17 protein-coding genes and 1 pseudogene are annotated in these 18,639 nt (G+C 64.1%); 10 read left to right on the top strand and 8 right to left on the bottom strand.

Annotated features, from left to right (window positions below):
* Nucleotides 1-222: 222 nt before the first annotated feature.
* A pseudogene (locus NKH89_RS25225) lies at nucleotides 223-408 on the bottom strand (tyrosine-type recombinase/integrase); the annotation flags it as partial.
* Between the two features lie 175 nt (nucleotides 409-583).
* Here NKH89_RS25225 and NKH89_RS25220 point away from each other — a divergent pair.
* From NKH89_RS25220 to NKH89_RS25210, 3 genes are all read left to right on the top strand, one after another.
* Nucleotides 584-1,666: a type 1 glutamine amidotransferase family protein gene (locus tag NKH89_RS25220; RefSeq protein ID WP_352495506.1), complete on the top strand. Its 1,083-nt coding sequence runs from the start codon at nucleotides 584-586 to the stop codon at nucleotides 1,664-1,666.
* A gap of 122 nt (nucleotides 1,667-1,788) precedes the next feature.
* Nucleotides 1,789-2,811 (top strand): AraC family transcriptional regulator, encoded by a 1,023-nt coding sequence (locus NKH89_RS25215; protein WP_352592771.1) that lies wholly within the window; start codon nucleotides 1,789-1,791, stop codon nucleotides 2,809-2,811.
* A 109-nt stretch (nucleotides 2,812-2,920) separates the two neighbouring features.
* Nucleotides 2,921-3,748, top strand: coding sequence for an SDR family NAD(P)-dependent oxidoreductase (locus NKH89_RS25210; protein WP_352495508.1), 828 nt, complete (start codon nucleotides 2,921-2,923; stop codon nucleotides 3,746-3,748).
* Nucleotides 3,749-4,061: 313 nt separating this feature from the next.
* Here NKH89_RS25210 and gnd read toward each other — a convergent pair whose 3' ends face one another.
* The 6 genes from gnd to NKH89_RS25180 all read right to left on the bottom strand — a co-directional run bounded on the left by gnd (nucleotide 4,062) and on the right by NKH89_RS25180 (nucleotide 9,875).
* A complete protein-coding gene (gnd, locus tag NKH89_RS25205) occupies nucleotides 4,062-5,486 on the bottom strand; it encodes an NADP-dependent phosphogluconate dehydrogenase (RefSeq protein WP_352910463.1) in 1,425 nt (474 codons plus the stop codon).
* Between the two features lie 140 nt (nucleotides 5,487-5,626).
* On the bottom strand, nucleotides 5,627-7,264 hold the full coding sequence (locus NKH89_RS25200) for a copper resistance CopC/CopD family protein (RefSeq protein ID WP_502896942.1): 1,638 nt from the start codon (nucleotides 7,262-7,264) through the stop codon (nucleotides 5,627-5,629).
* Nucleotides 7,265-7,316: 52 nt separating this feature from the next.
* Entirely contained in the window at nucleotides 7,317-7,835 is a 519-nt protein-coding gene (locus NKH89_RS25195) for a YcnI family copper-binding membrane protein (RefSeq protein ID WP_023721958.1), read from the bottom strand.
* A gap of 25 nt (nucleotides 7,836-7,860) precedes the next feature.
* Nucleotides 7,861-8,397 (bottom strand): copper chaperone PCu(A)C, encoded by a 537-nt coding sequence (locus NKH89_RS25190; RefSeq protein ID WP_352483617.1) that lies wholly within the window; start codon nucleotides 8,395-8,397, stop codon nucleotides 7,861-7,863.
* A gap of 99 nt (nucleotides 8,398-8,496) precedes the next feature.
* The gene (locus tag NKH89_RS25185) at nucleotides 8,497-8,853 is read right to left on the bottom strand and encodes a DUF2946 family protein (protein ID WP_352483618.1); all 357 of its coding nucleotides are present in this window, start codon (nucleotides 8,851-8,853) and stop codon (nucleotides 8,497-8,499) included.
* Nucleotides 8,854-8,972: 119 nt separating this feature from the next.
* A complete protein-coding gene (locus NKH89_RS25180) occupies nucleotides 8,973-9,875 on the bottom strand; it encodes a GntR family transcriptional regulator (RefSeq protein ID WP_352483619.1) in 903 nt (300 codons plus the stop codon).
* A 255-nt stretch (nucleotides 9,876-10,130) separates the two neighbouring features.
* On the opposite strand from NKH89_RS25180, the gene NKH89_RS25175 reads away from it, so the two are divergent.
* From NKH89_RS25175 to NKH89_RS25155, 5 genes are all read left to right on the top strand, one after another.
* On the top strand, nucleotides 10,131-11,636 hold the full coding sequence (locus NKH89_RS25175) for a UxaA family hydrolase (RefSeq protein WP_031194923.1): 1,506 nt from the start codon (nucleotides 10,131-10,133) through the stop codon (nucleotides 11,634-11,636).
* A gap of 332 nt (nucleotides 11,637-11,968) precedes the next feature.
* Entirely contained in the window at nucleotides 11,969-12,964 is a 996-nt protein-coding gene (locus NKH89_RS25170) for an ABC transporter substrate-binding protein (protein WP_352910455.1), read from the top strand.
* Between the two features lie 103 nt (nucleotides 12,965-13,067).
* Complete coding sequence (locus NKH89_RS25165; protein WP_023721964.1) at nucleotides 13,068-14,621, top strand: sugar ABC transporter ATP-binding protein; 1,554 nt, start codon at nucleotides 13,068-13,070, stop codon at nucleotides 14,619-14,621.
* On the top strand, nucleotides 14,618-15,583 hold the full coding sequence (locus tag NKH89_RS25160; protein ID WP_352910452.1) for an ABC transporter permease: 966 nt from the start codon (nucleotides 14,618-14,620) through the stop codon (nucleotides 15,581-15,583). The genes NKH89_RS25165 and NKH89_RS25160 overlap by 4 nt, the downstream gene beginning before the upstream one ends.
* Nucleotides 15,584-15,653: 70 nt before the next feature.
* Nucleotides 15,654-16,670: a zinc-binding alcohol dehydrogenase family protein gene (locus NKH89_RS25155; RefSeq protein ID WP_352495512.1), complete on the top strand. Its 1,017-nt coding sequence runs from the start codon at nucleotides 15,654-15,656 to the stop codon at nucleotides 16,668-16,670.
* Nucleotides 16,671-16,688: 18 nt separating this feature from the next.
* Here NKH89_RS25155 and phnF read toward each other — a convergent pair whose 3' ends face one another.
* Nucleotides 16,689-17,432: a phosphonate metabolism transcriptional regulator PhnF gene (gene phnF, locus NKH89_RS25150; protein ID WP_352483624.1), complete on the bottom strand. Its 744-nt coding sequence runs from the start codon at nucleotides 17,430-17,432 to the stop codon at nucleotides 16,689-16,691.
* 133 nt (nucleotides 17,433-17,565) lie between these two features.
* On the opposite strand from phnF, the gene phnG reads away from it, so the two are divergent.
* Both phnG and phnH read left to right on the top strand, forming a co-directional pair.
* Nucleotides 17,566-18,027, top strand: coding sequence for a phosphonate C-P lyase system protein PhnG (gene phnG, locus NKH89_RS25145; RefSeq protein ID WP_352495513.1), 462 nt, complete (start codon nucleotides 17,566-17,568; stop codon nucleotides 18,025-18,027).
* Entirely contained in the window at nucleotides 18,027-18,638 is a 612-nt protein-coding gene (gene phnH / locus NKH89_RS25140) for a phosphonate C-P lyase system protein PhnH (protein ID WP_352495514.1), read from the top strand. The genes phnG and phnH overlap by 1 nt, the downstream gene beginning before the upstream one ends.
* Nucleotide 18,639: the final 1 nt, after the last annotated feature.

Raw genomic sequence — 18,639 nt, 5'->3', positions numbered from 1 at the left:
CCTTGGGGCCGGTAGTTGACCGGCAGCTTCGAGGATCGGATCTTAAGAAGCGGACCTTCAGGAACCCGCGGCGCTCGAGACGGTTCGCGAAACGGGCGATCCGCAGATGCTTTTTCGTGTTATGATGCGGTTACAACACGCGTAGTCTCGACCTCGGCAATCTGGCAGGGGCCGGAAAGCTATACGTTGCCCGGCGCAGGAAAGTTTTGCGCCCGTCCGGCATCGAACTGTGTTCTCGATCTTGCTATGTCCGAGCAAAGTCTGAATCGCTCGTAGATTGCCGGTCGCCTTGTATATGAGCGACGCTTTCGTCCTGCGCAGCGAGTGAGTGCCGTAGTCCTCAGGTGTCAGCCCAATCGCGGTCCCCCACTCGTCGACCAGCCGCGCGTACTGACGCGTGCTCAGGTGACAGGCGTCACCCCCGCACAGTGGCGCGAGCAGAACACCGAGAGATTGGCGGCCATCGCAAGTTTTCTGTCGCATCCTGTAAGTGAATGCGACAGGAGGCGTGCCTAAATCCGCCGATGAATGGCAGGGACGGCCTGACCCTCACCCCGGCCGAAAGCATTGAAAGGAACAAGTCATGCCCACCACCAAGCGCCGCGCACTGATCCTCATCTCGTCCGGCCGCCAGCTGCCGCTGGCCGAACCGGCCGACGTCAAGTCGATCTCGACCGGGTTCTTCCTGGTCGAGATGGCTCAAGTGCTCAAGGAGTTCGAGAACGACTACGAGTTCACCTTCGCTACCCCCGACGGCAACGCCCCTCAACTCGACATCAACGGCATGGCCCTGTCCGTGCAATCCATCGAGAAGACCGGCGCCATGACCATCCCCCTCCGTATGCAGCAGCGCCGCCGCTCGTTCGACGTCAACAGCTTCCGGCAGCGCCACCCCGCGTTGGTCGCCCGCCGCGAGCAGGAAGTTCAGCTGCTGGAGCGGCACATCGGCCGGATCCCGGTCTCCGAACTATTGCCTAACAGCGAGCCGGAGCTCGCCGAGTACTGCCCCGAACTGGTTCGCCGCCTCGCAAAGCTGCCCGAGGGCACCTTCCACTCGCTACAGGAACTCGTCCAGCGTCACCGCGACTCGGCCGACCCGTTCACTTTCGCCGACTTTGACTTCATCCACACCCCCGGCGGTCACGCCCCCATGGTCGACTTCCGTGACAACCCGTGGCTCGGCGAAACCCTCCACATAGCCCGGGAGAACAGCGTCATCATCTCGCTGATCTGCCACGCGCCTGTGGCGGTGACCTCCACCCGGCAGCGCATCGACGCTCAGGGCCACCCCTACCTCGTCAGCGACAACCCGTTCCTCGCCGCCACCATCTCGACCGTCCCCACGATCGGCGAGCTGTTCGCGCTGCGGTTCCTCTACCCACGCGTCCCCGGCAAAAAGACCCGAACCTCCTACTTCGTCGACGCGGCCATCAAGGAAGCTGGCTTCACACTCGCGACCTCCCTCAACATCGCCGCCCCGCTACTGGCCTACGAGCCGTCCGTGCGGCTGCTCACCGGCAACGGCCCGCAGGCCATCGACCAGCAGGCCGCTAAGCTGCGCAGTGTCCTCACCAGCACTCGCGCCGCCCGACGCGCTAGCGCCACGCAGTTGAGCATACAACCGTTACGGTCCACCCTGCCGGTCACACAGTGGACGACCCGGTAGGGCAGATGGATGACTGGATCGGTGGCGGATTCGGGTACGCTGTGATCGAACTGGGGCCGGGCTAGACGACGATAGGACAGCGGCGCTCATATGCCGCCATTACGGGTGAGTGAAAGACTGCCATGACACGGCTACCAATCGACAGATGCAAAGTCCCACAGGCCTTTTGGCGCGCTGTAGAGCGGGCTGGCATCTCACCAGCGGCATTGTTGAGGCAAGCTCGGTTGCCTGCGACCCTCCACATTTCCGAAGACGCTTGGGTCAATACCGCTCAATACTTCGAACTCTGGCAAGCACTGGAGGAGCTATCGGGCGACCCTGCGATCGGGCTGCATATCACAGTTGCGGCAGATACATCGGTCCATCCCCCCGCGACCATGTCGGCCTTCTTCGCCAAGGATTTCCGTGACGGCCTCAACCGTCTTGCCAGGTTCAAGCGGCTTTGCACCCCGGAAGAGCTGCACGTGATAGAACGTGATGGTGAGGCTTTTGTCAGCTTCGACTGGATCCACGCCGTTGGCACGGAGCCTGACGTAGCGGTCGATGTGACGTTTGCAGCAATCCTTGAACTGGGACGACGCGGAACAGGTCGTCACATCGTCCCGCTGCGAGTGGACATGACCCGAAAAGGCCCGACGACCCGAGCGCACAAGGAGTACCTCGGAGCGCCAATAACCTTCGGGGCGCCCAAGAACCAGCTGGTGCTGCGTGCCGATGATCTGGATCGACCGTTCGCTGGGCACAACCCCGAACTGCTCGCCATCCTTACACCGGCACTGTTGGCCTCGCTCGACGAGATCGATGCGCAAAGCTCGTTGCCAGAACAAGTGAAGATTGTCCTGAAGCGGCGGTTGGCCAGCGGCAAGCCCGAACTATCGGACGTGGCCAACGTCCTGGGGATGAGCGAACGCACGCTGCAGCGCCGTATTTCGGAATCTGGGACAAGTTTCAGGCTGCTACTGGAGGCTTCCCGCCAGGAACTCGGTCGCGAAATGCTGGCCAGCGGCGCGAACGCGGCTGATGAGATTGCCTATCTATTAGGGTATCAGGATACCAGCTCGTTCTATCGCGCCTTCCGCGAATGGGAAGGTGTCACCCCCGCACGGTGGCGCGAGCAGAACACCGAGGCCTCTCGCCTAAACTAGAGATTGGCGCCCATCGCCAGTTTTCTGTCGCAACCTGCAAATGAATTCGACAGGGGGCCTGCCTACCTCAAGAGAAGTGCCCAATGGCACGCAACCATGAGGTAGATCGATGTCGAAAGTCTGGTTCATTACAGGCGCCAACCGTGGCTTTGGTCGAGTGTGGGCGGAAGCCGCACTCGAGCGCGGCGACAGGGTTGCCGCGACGAGCCGGCAGCCTGAGGCCTTGCAGGATCTCGTCACTCAATTCCGCGATGCGGTCCTGCCCCTGCGGCTGGATGTGACCGATCGCGCCGCCGCAATTGCCGCTGTCGGACAGGCTGCCAAAACATTTGGTGGTCTCGACGTTGTCGTCAACAATGCGGGCTACGGCCTTTTCGGTGCGGTCGAAGAAGTCACGGAGCAGCAGGTGCGCGATCAGCTCGAAGTGAATTTCTTCGGTGTGCTGAACGTCACGCAGGCTGTCTTGCCCATCCTGCGCAAGCAGGGGCATGGCCATATCATCCAGGTGTCCAGCATCGGTGGCCTGATGTCCTACCCCAATCTGGGGGCCTATCACGCCTCCAAGTGGGCGGTCGAAGGCCTCACCGAGTCGCTGGCGCAGGAGGTTGCCCCGTTCGGCATCAAAGTGACCTTGGTGGAACCGGGCGGCTATGCCACCGACTGGGGCAGGGGCTCGGCCGTCCACGCCAACCCGGCGCCGCAGTATGACCCTCTGCGCCGTGGCCAGGCAGACATCTGGGCCAACCTGCCCGCGGAGTTCATTGGCGAACCGACGGCGACGGGTCCGGCGATCCTGCAGGTCGTCGATGCCGCCGAGCCCCCGACCCGGATCTTTTTCGGGCTCACCCCAACCAAGACCATCGTGGATATCTACGCCAAGCGCCTCCAGACCTGGAAGGATTGGGAGGCGGTTTCGATCGCGGCCAACGGCCACTGAAGCAGCAGCCTGCGGGGCCTGCCGATTGGCGGCCCCGCACAGGTCAAACGACCGCCACTGACCGCTTCCAATCGGGCATTGAGGTAGCTCCAACGTTCGCCTCCGCTTCGTTTCGTCCTGCGCGGGTCACGCTTTTTTCGTGGTCGGATAGCGGCGCGCGCCGAAGCTGCCACAAGCATTGGTCGGATCGGCTCGGGGTGCCTTGCTTTTGGACGCGCTATGATGCGCAGCAGACAGTTGCGGCGTTGCCCCGGCGAAAGAACGGCAGCTATTGGGAAGTCGCCGAGGCGGCTTGGACGGCCGAAATAGGGCGCTAACCCGCCGCCCCACTCCCCCATGGGCCATGGAAAGCGCCCTGCCCGTCGATGCGCTCGAAGCCGTGCGCGCCGAAGAAATCGCGTTGCGCCTGGATCAGGTTCGAAGTGCCGCGGCCCTGCCGGTAACTGTCGAAATAGGCAAGTGCCGATGACAGGGCCGGCACCGGCGAGCCGGCTTCGGCTGCCCTTGCCACGACACGGCGAAGCGACGGATGTGCCTCCTGCATCAATGAAACGAAAGCCGGCGCCATCAACAGGTTGGTGGCTGCGCCGCCGGCGCCGAAGGCCTCCGCCATCGTATCCAGCAATTGCGAGCGTATGATGCAGCCGGCCCGCCAGATCTTGGCGATGACCGGCATCGGCAGGTTCCAGTTGAATTCCTTCGACGCGCCGCTCATCACCGCGAAGCCTTGCGCGTAGGCGGCGATCTTGCCGGCAAACAGCGCCAGCTCGAGATCGGCGAGCAGGGCGTCCCTGTCTCCGGAAATCTTGCTCACGCCGCCGCCATAGACCTTTTCGGCGGCCAGCCGCTCGTCCTTGATCGACGACAGCACGCGTGCCGCCACCGCCGCCTCGATTGCGGTGGCCGGGATGCCGAGCTGCTGCGCTTCGATCACCGACCATTTGCCGGTGCCCTTCTGGCCGGCGCGGTCGAGAATGATGTCGACCACCGGTTTGCCGGTCTTGGGGTCGTCGGCGGCCAGCACCTTGGCGGTGATCTCGATCAGGTACGAGTTGAGCCTGCCCGTGTTCCACTGGGAAAACACCTCAGTGATCTCTTTCGGCCCCATGCCTAGCCCGTCACGCAAGATGCCGTAGATCTCGGCGATCATCTGCATATCGGCATATTCGATGCCGTTGTGGATGGTCTTGACGAAATGGCCGGCGCCGTCGGTGCCAAGCCACGCCGCGCAAGGCTCGCCCTTGAACTTGGCCGAGATTGCGGTCAGCACTCTTTCGACGCGCCTCCAGGACTCTTCGGTGCCGCCGACCATGATCGAGGGACCGTGGCGTGCGCCCTCCTCGCCGCCGGACACGCCCATGCCGATGAAGGTCAGGCCCGAATCGGTAAGCTCCGAGAAGCGCCGCATCGTATCGCGGAAATTGGCATTACCGGCGTCGATGACGATGTCGTTGGCCGACAGCACGCCGCGCAATGCCGTGATCTGCTCGTCGACCGGCTTGCCGGCCAGCACCATGATGATGATCGGCCGCGGCGGCCGGATCGCGGCGGCCAGTTCCTCGAGGCTATAGCAGGGCACCACCCTATCTCTGAGCGCGCCGGCATTTTCGACAAAGGCATCGGTGCGCGCCGCGGTGCGGTTGAAGACGGCGATGCGGTGCCCCTTCTCGGCGATATTGAGCGCCAGGTTGGAGCCCATCGTGCCAAGGCCGATCAGGCCGATTTCGGCTTTTTCCATCGTTTCTTCCCTGCTTTCGGATCTTGTTGGTTTGAGCCCGCGATTGGGTTGGATGCCCATTCTTGATGACGATGATTGACGGGCCTTCAAGGCCGCGTCAACCGTCTCGCCGAATTGTGTTGCGCAGACCAGCGCCGTCTTCATGGCCGGATATCGATCGGCGCTTCGATCTTCACCATCTCGAAATCCGAGACCAGGATATCGAGCCGCGCTGTCCACCGGCCGGCGACCGGAATGACGAGATCGTCGACGCGCCAGGTGCCGTCGCCGGGCTTCGTCGCAGGGCGTTTTATCGGCTCGATGCCGGAATCGGGCTTTGACAGCACCAGCGTCACCTGCTTGGCGTCGAGCGGGCCGAAATCGCCGCTCATGATGAAGATCGAAGCAGCAACAGGTCCGGTGTGGCCGGGCGCAATGCTGAGATCGGCCATCGCTTGCTGCGTGTGGATATGCACCGATGCCGGCTGTGCCGCGGCGATTGCCAGCGCCCGCGGCGGCGGCGTGAAGCGCCAGCCGGCGCCAACTCCGAAGATCGCCACCACGATCAGCACCTCGATGGCGATCGAGCGGGCCAGCCGCCGCTGGACTTCCGTATTTCCTGCCTCGGCCGAGGCCGTGAGCTTGAAGCGGTTGACGGCGGCGAGCGTGAACAGAAAGACGAGTAGCACGAGCTTGAGCAGCAGCAGCCGGCCATAAGCGGTGTGGACCAGCGCCGACGGCGTTTGCACCTGGATGACGGCGAGCACGATGCCGGCTGCCGCAAGCACGGCCACGACGAACAGGATCGCTCGCGAAAACCGTCGCAGCAATGGCCCGGCTTTGGCCGGCTGCCGTTTCAAGGCAAGACCAAGCGGCGCCAGCGCCCCGGCCCAGACGGCGATACCAGTTCCGTGCAGAAACACCATCGGCCTGGTCAGCCATTGCGGCTCGGCGGCACTGGCATGCCCGCTGGCGGCAAGTGCTGCGCCGACGCCAGCCAGTCCGGCCAAGGCGAGCGGCTTTGCGTCGGCGGGCGGCACGACCAGCGATAATAGGCTGAGGCCGAGCGCCATCAGCGCGATCAGCACCGTCCAGCCGAAGCTGGTGCCCAGCCCGGTCTGCCAGATGACCGGCTGCGCCAGCCGGGCAAGCGGCGCGCCAAGCGCATCCAGCCCCTGCAGGCCGAGCGACAGCGTTGCGGCGGCCAGCCCGCACAGGATTGCCGCGACGATCAGGCGCTGGCCGGATCGCCCGCCTTGCGCCAGCCAGGCCAGCGCAAAGGCACCCCCGACGCCGAAAAACAGGCCGATATATAGAAAAATCTTGCCGATCCAGATCGCCGTTCGAAGCACCCGGTCGACGGCTTCGGAGGCGGCCGGCGCAGCACTCGGTGCGCCGACCGAGAACAGCACCGAGCCGCCGACCGGATGCCCGTCGGCGGAGATCACTCGCCAGCTCAGCACATGCGTGCCGGATGTCAGCGCCTGCGGATTGTCGATCTCGACGGTCTGGCCGCTGAGCTGGAAAGAGCTCAGCGGGACCGCCGTGCCGTCGGGCCGCACCAGCGTCAGCACCAGCGGCGAAACCGGCTCGCTGAAGGTCAGCGACATCTGCGACGGGCTCTGCGCCAGCACCGCACCGTCAGCCGGCTCGGCCTTGATCAGCGCCGCATGGGCGAAGGCCGGATCAGGCATGGCAATTACGGCGAGCAGCACGATGGCGGCGAGCAGGCCAGCCACAAGCCGGCCAGAATGGTTGCCGGCCATGCAAGCTCGCCGCAGGAAGGATGCCGCGCTCATCTCACCGCCAAGAGCAGCGGCGCGCTCATCCGCCAAAGCGCGCCGCTGGAGCTCACTTCTTCGGCAGCAGCTTGAGGCCGGGCGCCGGAAATTCCAGCGCGTCCTCAGCCTGCCCGACCGCCGGAATTTCAATCCAGCGATCGGCGACGCCGTCACATTCCTGCACCACCGGGAAATGCAGCGTCTGGCCTGCCGGCAGGTCGGACGCCAGTGTCGTGCGAAAGACGAATTCGTCGTAGAATTCGTCCGGCAGGCTGCCGGCGCTCCAGTCGACCTCCTTGACGCCGCTGGTCACTGCCTGGCCGTAGAGCTGGTAGGACTTCTCGTATTTGCCGTTCTTGACCTGCAGCGTCCAGCCCGGCTTCGGCATCGGTTTGACCGAGAGCACCCCTTCCGGGATCTGCACGCGCAAGGCGGTCGTTGCCTTGCCCTCGCAGCCATGCGGCACCCGAAGAACCGCCTTGTAGGTCGAGCCGACCGCCGCCTCCGGCGTTTCGAGCGTGATGTGGGCGAAGGCCGCGCTGGTCCCGAGAACAAGAAGCACGCAGCCGGGCAAAAGAGATTTCTTCATGATGGTACCTCTCGAAGCGGCCAAGTCAGTCGTCGTCCTGGGGTGCCGCACTGCCGATGCCTTGCACGGCGAATTCAATCTGCACGGGCCCGGCTTTCTCGAAGGTCAGCGTGGCGGAGAACATTTCGCCCTCCTTGGGCCGCCGCTTCAAATCCATGAACATCAAATGATAGCCCTTAGGCGCCAGCGCGACCTTGCCGCCGGCCGGGATTTCGAGGCCGCCGGTGACCGGCCGCATGGTCATGACGCCATTGCTGACGCCCATCTCGTGCAGTTCGGCCTTAACCGAAATGTCGGAGGTGATCGACAGCAGGCGATCCGGCGCACTGCCGGTGTTGGTGATGGTGAAGTAGCCGCCGGCTACCTTGGCGCCGGCTGGCGTGGCGCGCGACCAGGGGTGCCCGATCTCGAGACCGCCAAGCTTGAACTCATGTGCCAACACCGTCTGGGCGTTGGCGAACAGGAGGGCAAGAACGCAAAGGGCGACGCCGAGACGCTGCTCGAAACTACCCAGTGAGAAGCGCCTGCGGCTGGATGCGGCAGCGCGAAAAGAGTGAGACATGATTGCTCCGTGGATTTTAAGAGATCGCGCCGATGCCGGTCGCGAACGATGTCGATAAACGCGCCGGCCAAGGGTGTGCGCGGCGCAAACCAGAACGGATCAGGCCGTCGCCGGTGGTGCGCGCGGATTGGACGGAGTGCGGGCGCGGGCGAAATCGCGATGCCGGAAGGCCGGCAGGAAAAAGGCGATGGTTTCGACGGAAGGGCTGCGAGACAGGCTCCCGGTGGCATCGGGCGGCGCGTAGACCGCCGAAACGAGGTTGCAGCCAAGCATGCAGCAAGCCGGCATGTGCTGCTGATGCGGATCCCCGGCCGGGAGTTGCGCCGCACCGTCATGGGTGCAGATCGTGTTGCCGAAAGCATCGAATTGCGAGGCGTTCGGCTCGATGCCGGAAGCAAACGCGCCGAACATCGACTGGAGCACGAAAAGCCAGGCCGCGGCGAACGCGACCGGCATGCTCCATCGTCTCCGGCGTATGGTCAAGAACCAGCCTCTTCACGCAGCAACGTCAGCTCTCTAGCACGGAGCCGGCGGCCGGAAAATCGCCAAAACGTTGCTGCGGCAACGCAACACAATCACGCGCGCAGCGGCTGCCTGCCCTCCGGGATCGACGTCAGCAGCGTGTGGCGGGCCGATTTCAGGTGCTTGCGGCAGGCGGCGTCGACCTTGGCGAGATCGCGCGATTTGAGCGCGGCGATATAGGCGAGATGCTCCTGGACCGCGACTTCGTTGCGCTCGCGCTCCTGCGCCTTGTTCCACTGGTAGTGGTAGTGGAAGATCATGGCGATGACGTCGTAGAAATCGACGATGAAGCGGTTGTGCGAGGCGCGGTGGATCAGCCGGTGAAAGCGCTCGTCGAGCTCGGAGAACGCGTTGAAGCGCACGGCGATCTCGCGCGCCAGCAGGCGATGCTCGTCTTCCAGGCTGTCGAGGTCGGCCCAGACCGGGCTGTCCTCGGGCAGAGCGGCAAAGGCGGCGGCCGAGCGCAGTTCGAACATCTCGCGGATTTCGGTCAGCTCCAGCGCGAAGGCGCGGGTAAAGCCTTTCAGCACCCAATGACTGTTGCGGCGCTTCTCGATCAGGCCGAAGCGCGAGAAGCGGATCAGGAATTCGCGCACGCTGGTGGTGCCGACGCCGATCTCGCGCGCCAGTTCGAGTTCGTTGATCTGCATGCCGGCCTCGGCGCCACCGGCAAGCAGCCGCCGCATGAAGGAGCGTTCGATGATCTCGGCCAGCGTGTCGGTCTCTTCCTCGGGAAAAAAATCGTCCGGCCGCGGCTCGCGCAGAACCGTCTTGCTGCGCTTGTTCCAATCGATCAGCCCGGTCTCTTCCATGCGGGCAAGGATGGTGCGGACGGTCGTGCGGCTGACGCCGAGCAGCGTGCCCAGCTCCGGCTCCGAAGGCAGGCTCCTGGTTTCGTCGAGCAGCCTAAGACCGCGATTATAGGCGTCCTTGTATACGTTGTTGCTCTTCGACATCCCCTGCCCCGTGGCGCGCCGGCGTTGCGGCCGGCGTGAAGCTTTTCTCGCGCATGAAATCGGAATCGCTTCGGAAAACATCATGCGCAACGCTAGTTTTGGTTGTAGAGCCTACGTCGCGCATCCAAAAGACGCGTCGCGCTCTGGCGAAAAAACAATTGACGCAAAAATGTTTTTTCACGATAAAAGACATTATATGTTAAGAGCGGCGTGTCAATCCGCTCGCGCACCCAGGAACATACCCAGGAAGCTCCCGTGAACGCCGCAAACAGCATTCTTCTGTCTCCCGCCGACAATGTCGCGGTCGCCAATGGCCGCATCGAGATCGGCACCGTACTGCCGGGTGGCGCCGTCGCCGCCGCGCTGATCGAGCCGGGCCACAAGGTGGCGATCAAGCCGATTGCCGCCGGCGAAGCCGTGGTCAAATACGCCCAGGCAATCGGCCGCGCCACGCAGGACATCGCGCCCGGCGAGCATGTCCATTCGCACAATCTGGTCTTCGAAAGCGGGCGTTTGCCGGTGGTGCCGCCGAGCGAGGCCGTGCACGCGACCGAGGCCGACCGCGCCCGCACCTTCATGGGCTACCGCCGTGCCGACGGCCGTGCCGGCACGCGCAACTTCATCGGCATTCTCGCCAGCGTCAATTGCTCGGCCACCGTCTGCCATGCCATCGCCGACGCGGCGAACCGCACGCTTCTGCCGCAATATCCCGGCATCGACGGCTTCGTCCCGATCGTCCACGGCCAGGGCTGCGGCATGAGCGCCACCGGCGATGGCATGATGGTGCTGCACCGCACGCTGGCCGGCTATGCACGTCATCCGAATTTCGGCGGCGTGCTGATGGTCGGGCTCGGCTGCGAGGTCAACCAGCTCACCCTCTATGGCCAGAAGGGCGTCGCCGCGGGAAAACGCCATTTCAACATCCAGGAAGCCGGCGGCTCGCGCAAATCGGTCGAGAAGGCGCTGGTCGTGCTGGCCGAGATCGCCGAAGAGGTCGGCAAGCTTCAGCGTGAGCCGATCCCGGTCAGCGAGATCGTCGTCGGCCTGCAATGCGGCGGCTCCGACGGCATGTCCGGCATCACTGCCAACCCGGCGCTGGGTGCGGCCGTCGACATTTTGGCCGGCGTCGGCGGCGTCGGCATCCTCTCCGAAACGACGGAGATCTACGGCGCCGAGCACCTGCTTGCCTATCGCGCCGCAACTCCCGAGATCGCCGCCAAGCTCGACGGCTACGTGAAATGGTGGGAAGACCATGTCGCCAAGCATGGCGCATCCATCGACAACAATCCCTCGCCGGGCAACAAGCGCGGCGGCCTGACCACCATCCTGGAAAAGTCGCTCGGCGCGGTCGCCAAGGGCGGCCAGACGCCGCTCAACGGCGTCTTCGGCTATGCCGAAAAGGTCACCGGGCACGGGCTGGTGTTCATGGACACGCCCGGCTACGACCCGGTCTCGGCCACCGGCCAGGTGGCGGGTGGCGCGAACGTCATCGTCTTCACCACCGGCCGCGGCTCCTGCTTCGGCTGCCGGCCGACGCCGTCGATCAAGGTCGCCAGCAACTCGACCATGTACCACACCATGGAAGAGGACATGGACGTGAATTGCGGCGTCATCGCCTCGGGCGAAAAGACCATTGCCGGCATGGGCCGCGAGATCTTCGAACTGATCGTCGAGACAGCTTCGGGCCGCAAGACCAAGAGCGAGGAATTCGGCTACGGCGACAACGAGTTCGTGCCGTGGCACCTCGGTGCGACGCTCTAAGCCGGACCGCTCGCGACAGTCGCGAACACCTGACGTGATCGCCAGGTGTCGCAGTTCGTACATCCCCGAAAAAAGAATGAACATTCCATATTGACTGAGTGATGGAATTAATATTCCATGCGACATATTGGAGGAGATTGGCAGCGGAGTTCCGACAGAAAAAACTCTTCCGCCCAGCCATCCGAGGCAGGCATCAAACAGCGCTTGCGCCTACCAAGATGATGCATTATCAAAATGCGGTAAATGTTTTTTATTGATAAAGTTCCGTTTCGGCCGCGCCATCCGAATGGAGCTTCCATAACATTCACCGGGCGACTTAGGGAGGACTCCTAATGAAATTCGTGACCAGCATTCTCAATCGCCGCGCCTTCGTGGCACTCACAGCCGCCTCGATGCTTGCCGGCGTGATGCATTCGGCCCCGGCATCCGCGGCCGACGTGACCATTCCGATCATCGTCAAGGACACCACGTCCTTCTACTGGCAGATCGTTCTGGCCGGCGCCCGCAAGGCCGGCAAGGACCTGGGCGTCAACGTGCCGGAGCTCGGCGCCCAGGCCGAGACCGACGTCAACGGCCAGATCTCGATCCTCGAAAATGCCGTCGCCGGCAACCCGGCCGCCGTCGTCATCGCGCCGACCGAAGCCAAGGCGCTCGGCAAGCCGATCGACGAGGCCGCCACCAAGGTCAAGATCATCGGTATCGACTCCGGTGCCGACTCCAAGGCCTTCACCTCGTTCCTGACCACCGACAACATTCAGGGCGGCCGCGTCGCCGCTGACGGCCTTGCCGCAGCCATCGGCGAAGCCAATGGCGGCAAGGTCGAGGGCGACGTCGCCCTGATCACCGCGCTTCCGGGCGCCGGCTCGCTCGAACAGCGCGCCCAGGGTTTTAAGGAACAGCTCGCCGCCAAATATCCCGGCCTCAAGCTGGTCGCCGACAAATACGCCGACGGCCAGGCCACCACCGGCCTCAACATCGCCACCGACCTGATCACCGCCAACCCCAACCTCAAGGGCATCTTCGCCTCCAACCTGATCATGGCGCAGGGCGTCGGTCAGGCGATCGCCGAGAACAGCCTCGCAGGCAAGGTCGGGCTGGTCGGCTTCGACAGCGACGAGAAGCTGATCAAGTTCCTCAATGACGGCGTCATTTCGGCGCTCGTCGTCCAGGATCCGTACCGGATGGGCTATGACGGCGTCAAGACGGCGCTTGCCGCCTCGAAGGGCGAGAAGGTCGAAGCCAATGTCGACACCGGCGCCAACCTGGTTACCAAGGCCAACATGAAGGATCCGAAGATCGACGCGCTGCTCAACCCGAAGCTCGACTGAGCATCGCCGCTGTGAACTGTTTCCGGGGCCTTTTCGCCCCGGAAACATCCCACTCGTGCCAATCGCGAGGCCAATCTTTGGGGGTCAATCTGGGAGGATTGTCATGATGTCGACGGCGCAGGAACTCCATCCGGCTCCAACGCTTGAACCGGGCAGGACCATCCTCGAACTCCGCGGGCTGGAAAAGCGCTATCCCGGCACTCACGCGCTGAAGCCGGTCGACCTCGCCTTCAAGGCCGGCGAGATCCACGCCATCGTCGGCGAGAACGGCGCCGGCAAATCCACCCTGATCAAGCTTCTGACCGGCGTCATGCCGCGCACCTCCGGCGACGTCATCTGGGAGGGCAAGCCTGCCGCATTGGCGACGCCGCATGAGGCGATGGCGCTCGGCATCAATGCCGTGCATCAGGAAGTCGTCCTGTGCCGCCATCTCACCGTCGCCGCCAACATGTTCCTCGGCGAGGAGGATTCCCGTTTCGGTATCCTGCAGCAGCGGGCGATGGTCAGGCAGGCGCAGAAGATCATCGACGATCTCGGCTTCGACCTGCCGGCGCATGTCAAGCTGGGTGACCTGACCATCGGTCAGCAGCAGTTGATCGCCGCCGCCCGCGCCACCGTGCGCGGCACCAAATTCCTGATCTTCGACGAACCGACCGCCTACCTCACCCGCAAGGAGGCCGACCAGCTGTTCACGCTGATCCGCCGGCTGAAGGGCGAAGGCGTCACCATCATCTACATCAGCCATCGCATGGAAGAAGTGTTCGAGCTCGCCGACCGCGTCTCGGTGCTGCGCGACGGCACGCTGGTCGGCACCAGGAATATCGCCGAGACCAATGACGCCGAGCTGGTCAAGATGATGATCAACCGCTCGATCGAGCAGGTCTACCACAAGGAGCATTTCACCCCGGGCGCGATGCTTGTAGAAACCAGGAACCTGTCCGGCAAGGGTTTCGAAAATGTCTCGATGTCCGTCCGCGCCGGCGAGATCGTCGGCCTCTACGGGCTGATCGGCGCCGGCCGCAGCGAGTTCGTCACCACGCTCTATGGCCGCCACCGCAAGGCGGCCGGCCAGATCCTCTGGGAGGGCAAGGAGGTCAAGGTCAATTCAGAACATGACGCGATCAGGCTCGGCATGGCGCTGGCCCCGGAAAGCCGCCGCGACCAGGGCCTCTGCCTCAACCTGCCGGTCGGGCTCAACCTCAATCTGCCGATCTACAAGCGCATCTCAAGCAATCTGCTGATCTCCCGCGCGCAGGAAAAAGCCCAGGCCGATCGCCAGATCGCCGACCTGCGCATCAAGACGCCGACGCGAAGTGCGCTGGCCTCCAGCCTGTCCGGCGGCAATCAGCAGAAGATCGTCATCGGCAAATGGCTCGCGCACGGCGCCAAGCTGTTCATCTTCGACGAGCCGACCGTCGGCGTCGATGTCGGCACCAAGGCCGAGATCTACCGCCTGTTTGGCGCGCTGTTATCCAAGGGCGCCGGCATCATCCTGATCTCGTCCTACCTGCCCGAGGTCTATGAGCTCGCCGACACGCTGCACGTGTTCCGGCGCGGCAAGCTGGTGGCCACGCATGGGTTTCATACCGCTGATCACGAGGAGATCCTCACCCAGGCGCTGGCCGAGAAACAAGAAAGACCGGGAGGACGGATATGAGCACCGAGGCGATCGCTGCCGAAAGGCCGAAACGCAACTACAACGCCCTGTTCGGGCTGACACTGCTGGCACTGCTGGTTCTTTTGTGGATCATCTTGTCGGTGGCGACGCCGAGCTTCGCCTCGGCCAACAACATCTCGAACCTGTTGCGGCAAGGGTCGATGATCGCCATCCTGGCGGTCGGCCAGACCTTCGTAATCATCACCGGCGGCATCGACCTTTCCGTCGGCGCCGTTGTCGGCTTCGCCACCGTCATCGTCGCGATGCTGATCAACGCCGGCGCACCGGTTTTCCTAGCCATCCTGATTACCTTGCTGGTCGGCGTCGCCATTGGCATGTTCCATGGCTTCGGCATCGTCAAGATGGGCTTGCCACCCTTCATCATCACCCTGGCGACGCTGACCTCGCTGCGCGGCATCGGCCTGTTGATGACCAACGGCAACTCGATCTCGATCAACAACGACGCCTTTCAGACGTTCTCGCGCAGTTCCTTCGTCGGCGTCCCCAATCTGTTCTGGATGGTGATCCTGGTCGGCATTCCGGCCTACATCTTCCTGCACCACAGCCGCTGGGGCCGTTACCTGTTCTCGGTCGGCTCCAACGCCGAGGCATCGCGTCTGTCGGGCGTCAACGTCCAGCGCACAATCTACATGGCCTATACGTTGTCGGGGCTGTGTGCGGCCTTCGTCGGCGTGCTGCTCGCGTCGCGCATCGGCATCGGCAATCCGACGCAGGCCGAGGGCTGGGAATTGCAGGCGATCGCTTCTTCGGTGATCGGCGGCACGTCGCTGTTCGGCGCTGTCGGCTCCGTGCACGGGCCGCTGCTCGGCGCCTTCATCCTTGCCACCATCAACAACGGCGCCAATCTGCTCAACGTCAACGCCTTCTGGCAGCGCATCATCACCGGGGTGCTGATCATCGTCATCGTCTATTTCGACGGGCTGCGCCGCCGCGGCAAATAGATCGCCCCCTAACAGCCGCCGGCCTCGCAACAGCAGAGCCGGCGGTGCCATGAACCGACTGGATTGAAGCATGAAAGCCGTCGTCTGCCGCTCGCCCGGCGAACTTGTCCTGGAAGATCGCCCGGCGCCTGGCGCGCCGCCCTCGGGCTGGGCGCTGGTCGCGGTCAACCATGTCGGCATCTGCGGCACCGATTATCACATTTTCGACGGCAAGCACCCGTTCCTCGCCTATCCCCGCATCATGGGCCACGAGGTTTCGGGCACCGTGATCGAGGTTGGCGAGGGCGTCGATCTCACCGTCGGCGAGCCGGTGATCGTCAATCCCTATCTCGCCTGCGGCAAATGCATCGCCTGCCGGCAAGGCAAGCCGAATTGCTGCGTCAGGATCGAGGTGCTCGGTGTCCATCGCGACGGCGCCATGTGCGAGCAGATCCTGGTGCCGGCGCAAAATCTTTATCCGGCAAACGGCCTGTCGCTGGGCGATGCGGCAGCCGTCGAATTCCTAGCGATTGGCGCCCATGCCGTGCGGCGCTCGCTGGCTGATCCAGGTGCGCGCACGCTGGTCATCGGCGCCGGCCCGATCGGGCTCGGCACGGCGCTGTTCGCCCGCATCGCCGGGCTCGACGTGACGCTGCTCGACATGAGTGCCGAGAGGCTGGGTTTCGCCGAAAGCGAACTCGGCTTCGCGACCCTCAACGGCTCGCAGGGCGCCGCCGCTGATCTGGTGCGGCAGGCGACCGACGGCGATGGTTTTGACGCGGTCTTCGACGCCACCGGCAACACCCAGTCGGTGCAGTCGGCCTTCGCCCATGTCGCGCATGGCGGCACGCTGGTGCTGGTCAGCGTCGTCAAGGACGACATCGCCTTTTCCGATCCCGAATTCCACAAGCGCGAGATGATGCTGATCGGCAGCCGCAACGCTCTGCGCGCCGATTTCGACCATGTCGCCGCTTCAATCCGCAACGGTGCGGTGCCGCTGGCAAAGCTAGTCACCCACCGCACCACGCTTGGCGAGACGCCGCGCGACCTCGCCCGCTGGGCACATGAGAAATCCGGGCTGATCAAGGCGGTCATCCAGGTCGGATGACACAACGATAGCCGCGTCTCAAAGCGCCGACAGTTTGAGTTCGATGCGCTCGGCCGGGAAGCGCGACTCCGAAAACTGGATCGGCTGACCGTCGGGCGTGACGTTGACGGCGACCGTCACCAGCACGATGGCGCCGGGCTGCAGGTCGAGGTCGGCAAGGTCGGCGGCATCGGCATGGCGCGCCGACAGCACGGTCGATTGCCGGAGATAGTCGTCGATGCCGAAACGTGCCAGCGATGCCGTGATCGAACCGGTTTCTGCCATGGCAGCATCGATGCCGGCAAAGCGCCTGGCATCGAACCAGCCGGCAGCGCGGGACACCGGCATTCCATCGGCTTCGCCCCGCGTTTCCAGGCGTATCACGTCGGCCCCCTGCGCAAGGCCTAAGCCCTCTGCGACACGACGGTTGGCCGGCTCGACCGATGAGGCGAGCAAGGTGATATGCCGCTCGGACGCCTGTCCTTGCAATCCCTCGGAAAAGCGGGTGCGGGCGCCGATCGGATAGGACAGCCGCTTTCGCGACAGCACGAAGGTGCCACGCCCTTGCTCCGCCTTGAGCACACCCTCCTGCACCAGGGCTGCGATAGCGCTGCGCACCGTATGGCGGTTGACGCCATAGCGTTCGGCAAGTGCCACCTCCGGCGGCAGCGCGGCATTCTCGGGAAAATCGCCAACGGCGATCGAGTGCAGGATCTGGTCGGCGATCTGCCGCCATAGCGCGACACCGCTGCGCCGCTCGATGCTGTTTGCTTGCCCGATCATTCCCGCCCCAATCTTTGCGCCGACCTTTTGGCCCGTGTCACGTACACGTCATAGACACGCGCTAGATAATAGATATAATTTGTATAGTTGTCTATATCAATCGACAAATGCACGCAGACGAGGAGTAGCGGCCATGCGAGGACGGGAAGCGCGAGAGCAGGCCGAGCGCAAGGCCGTAATGGCGACGCTGGCGCAATCGGCCGGGGACGACATTGTCCGCCTCTGGGACGAAGCCGGCCTGCCTTGTGAAGCGGAACTTCTGCGTGGCCCCGAAACCGGCCTGGTTACCGTGCGCGGCCGCATCGGCGGCAGCGGCGCGCCGTTCAATGTCGGCGAGGCGACGGTCACCCGTGCCACGGTGCGGCTTGCGTCCGGCCATGTCGGCCACTGCTATGCGCTCGGCCGCGACAAGCAGAAGGCAAGGCTGGCAGCAATCGCCGATGCGCTGTGGCAGGACCCGGCCCACCGCAACGGGGTCGAGACCAGGCTCGTCGCGCCCTTGCAGGCGGCACTGGCCAAGGCCCGTGACCAGCGCCGCGCCGAGACGGCGGCGACCAAGGTCGATTTCTTCACAATGGTGCGCGGAGAAGACTGATGGACCTCGCCACTCAATCGATCGAAGGCGGCTTCGCCGATCCGGTATTCAACGCGCAGACCGTATTCCGCGCTGTGATGGACGCGATGGCGCGGCCGGGCAGCGTGCAGCCCTTGCCGGCCCTCGCCCACCCCCCCGTGCCGCTGTCGGCCACCGCCGGTGCCATTGCTCTGGCGCTGTGCGACAACGACACGCCGCTCTGGCTCGACCCGGCTTTGCAGGGGTCGGCGGCGGTGAAATCCTGGCTTGGCTTCCATACCGGCGCGCCGCTGGCCAACACCCCGGCCGACGCACATTTCGCGCTGATTGCCACGCCGGCCGAGATGATGGCGCTCGACGGGTTTTCGCAAGGCACCCAGGATTATCCCGATCGTTCGACGACGCTGATCCTTGAGGTCGGCGATCTCGTCTCCGGCGCTCCGCTGCTGCTCGAAGGCCCGGGCATCGAGAAGACGGCGACGATCGCGCCGGCGCAAATGCCGCGTCATTTCGTCGAGCAATGGAAGCAGAACAATCAGCGCTTTCCGCGGGGTGTCGACATCATCCTCGCCACGTCCGACGCAATTGCCTGCCTGCCGCGCACGACGCGCATTAAGACGATGGAGGCGTAGG

Origin of the sequence: Mesorhizobium sp. M0923 (assembly GCF_040319365.1) — a bacterium.
In the GTDB taxonomy this organism is placed as follows: Bacteria; Pseudomonadota; Alphaproteobacteria; order Rhizobiales; family Rhizobiaceae; genus Mesorhizobium.
This window is presented reverse-complemented; position numbering and strand designations above follow the sequence as displayed.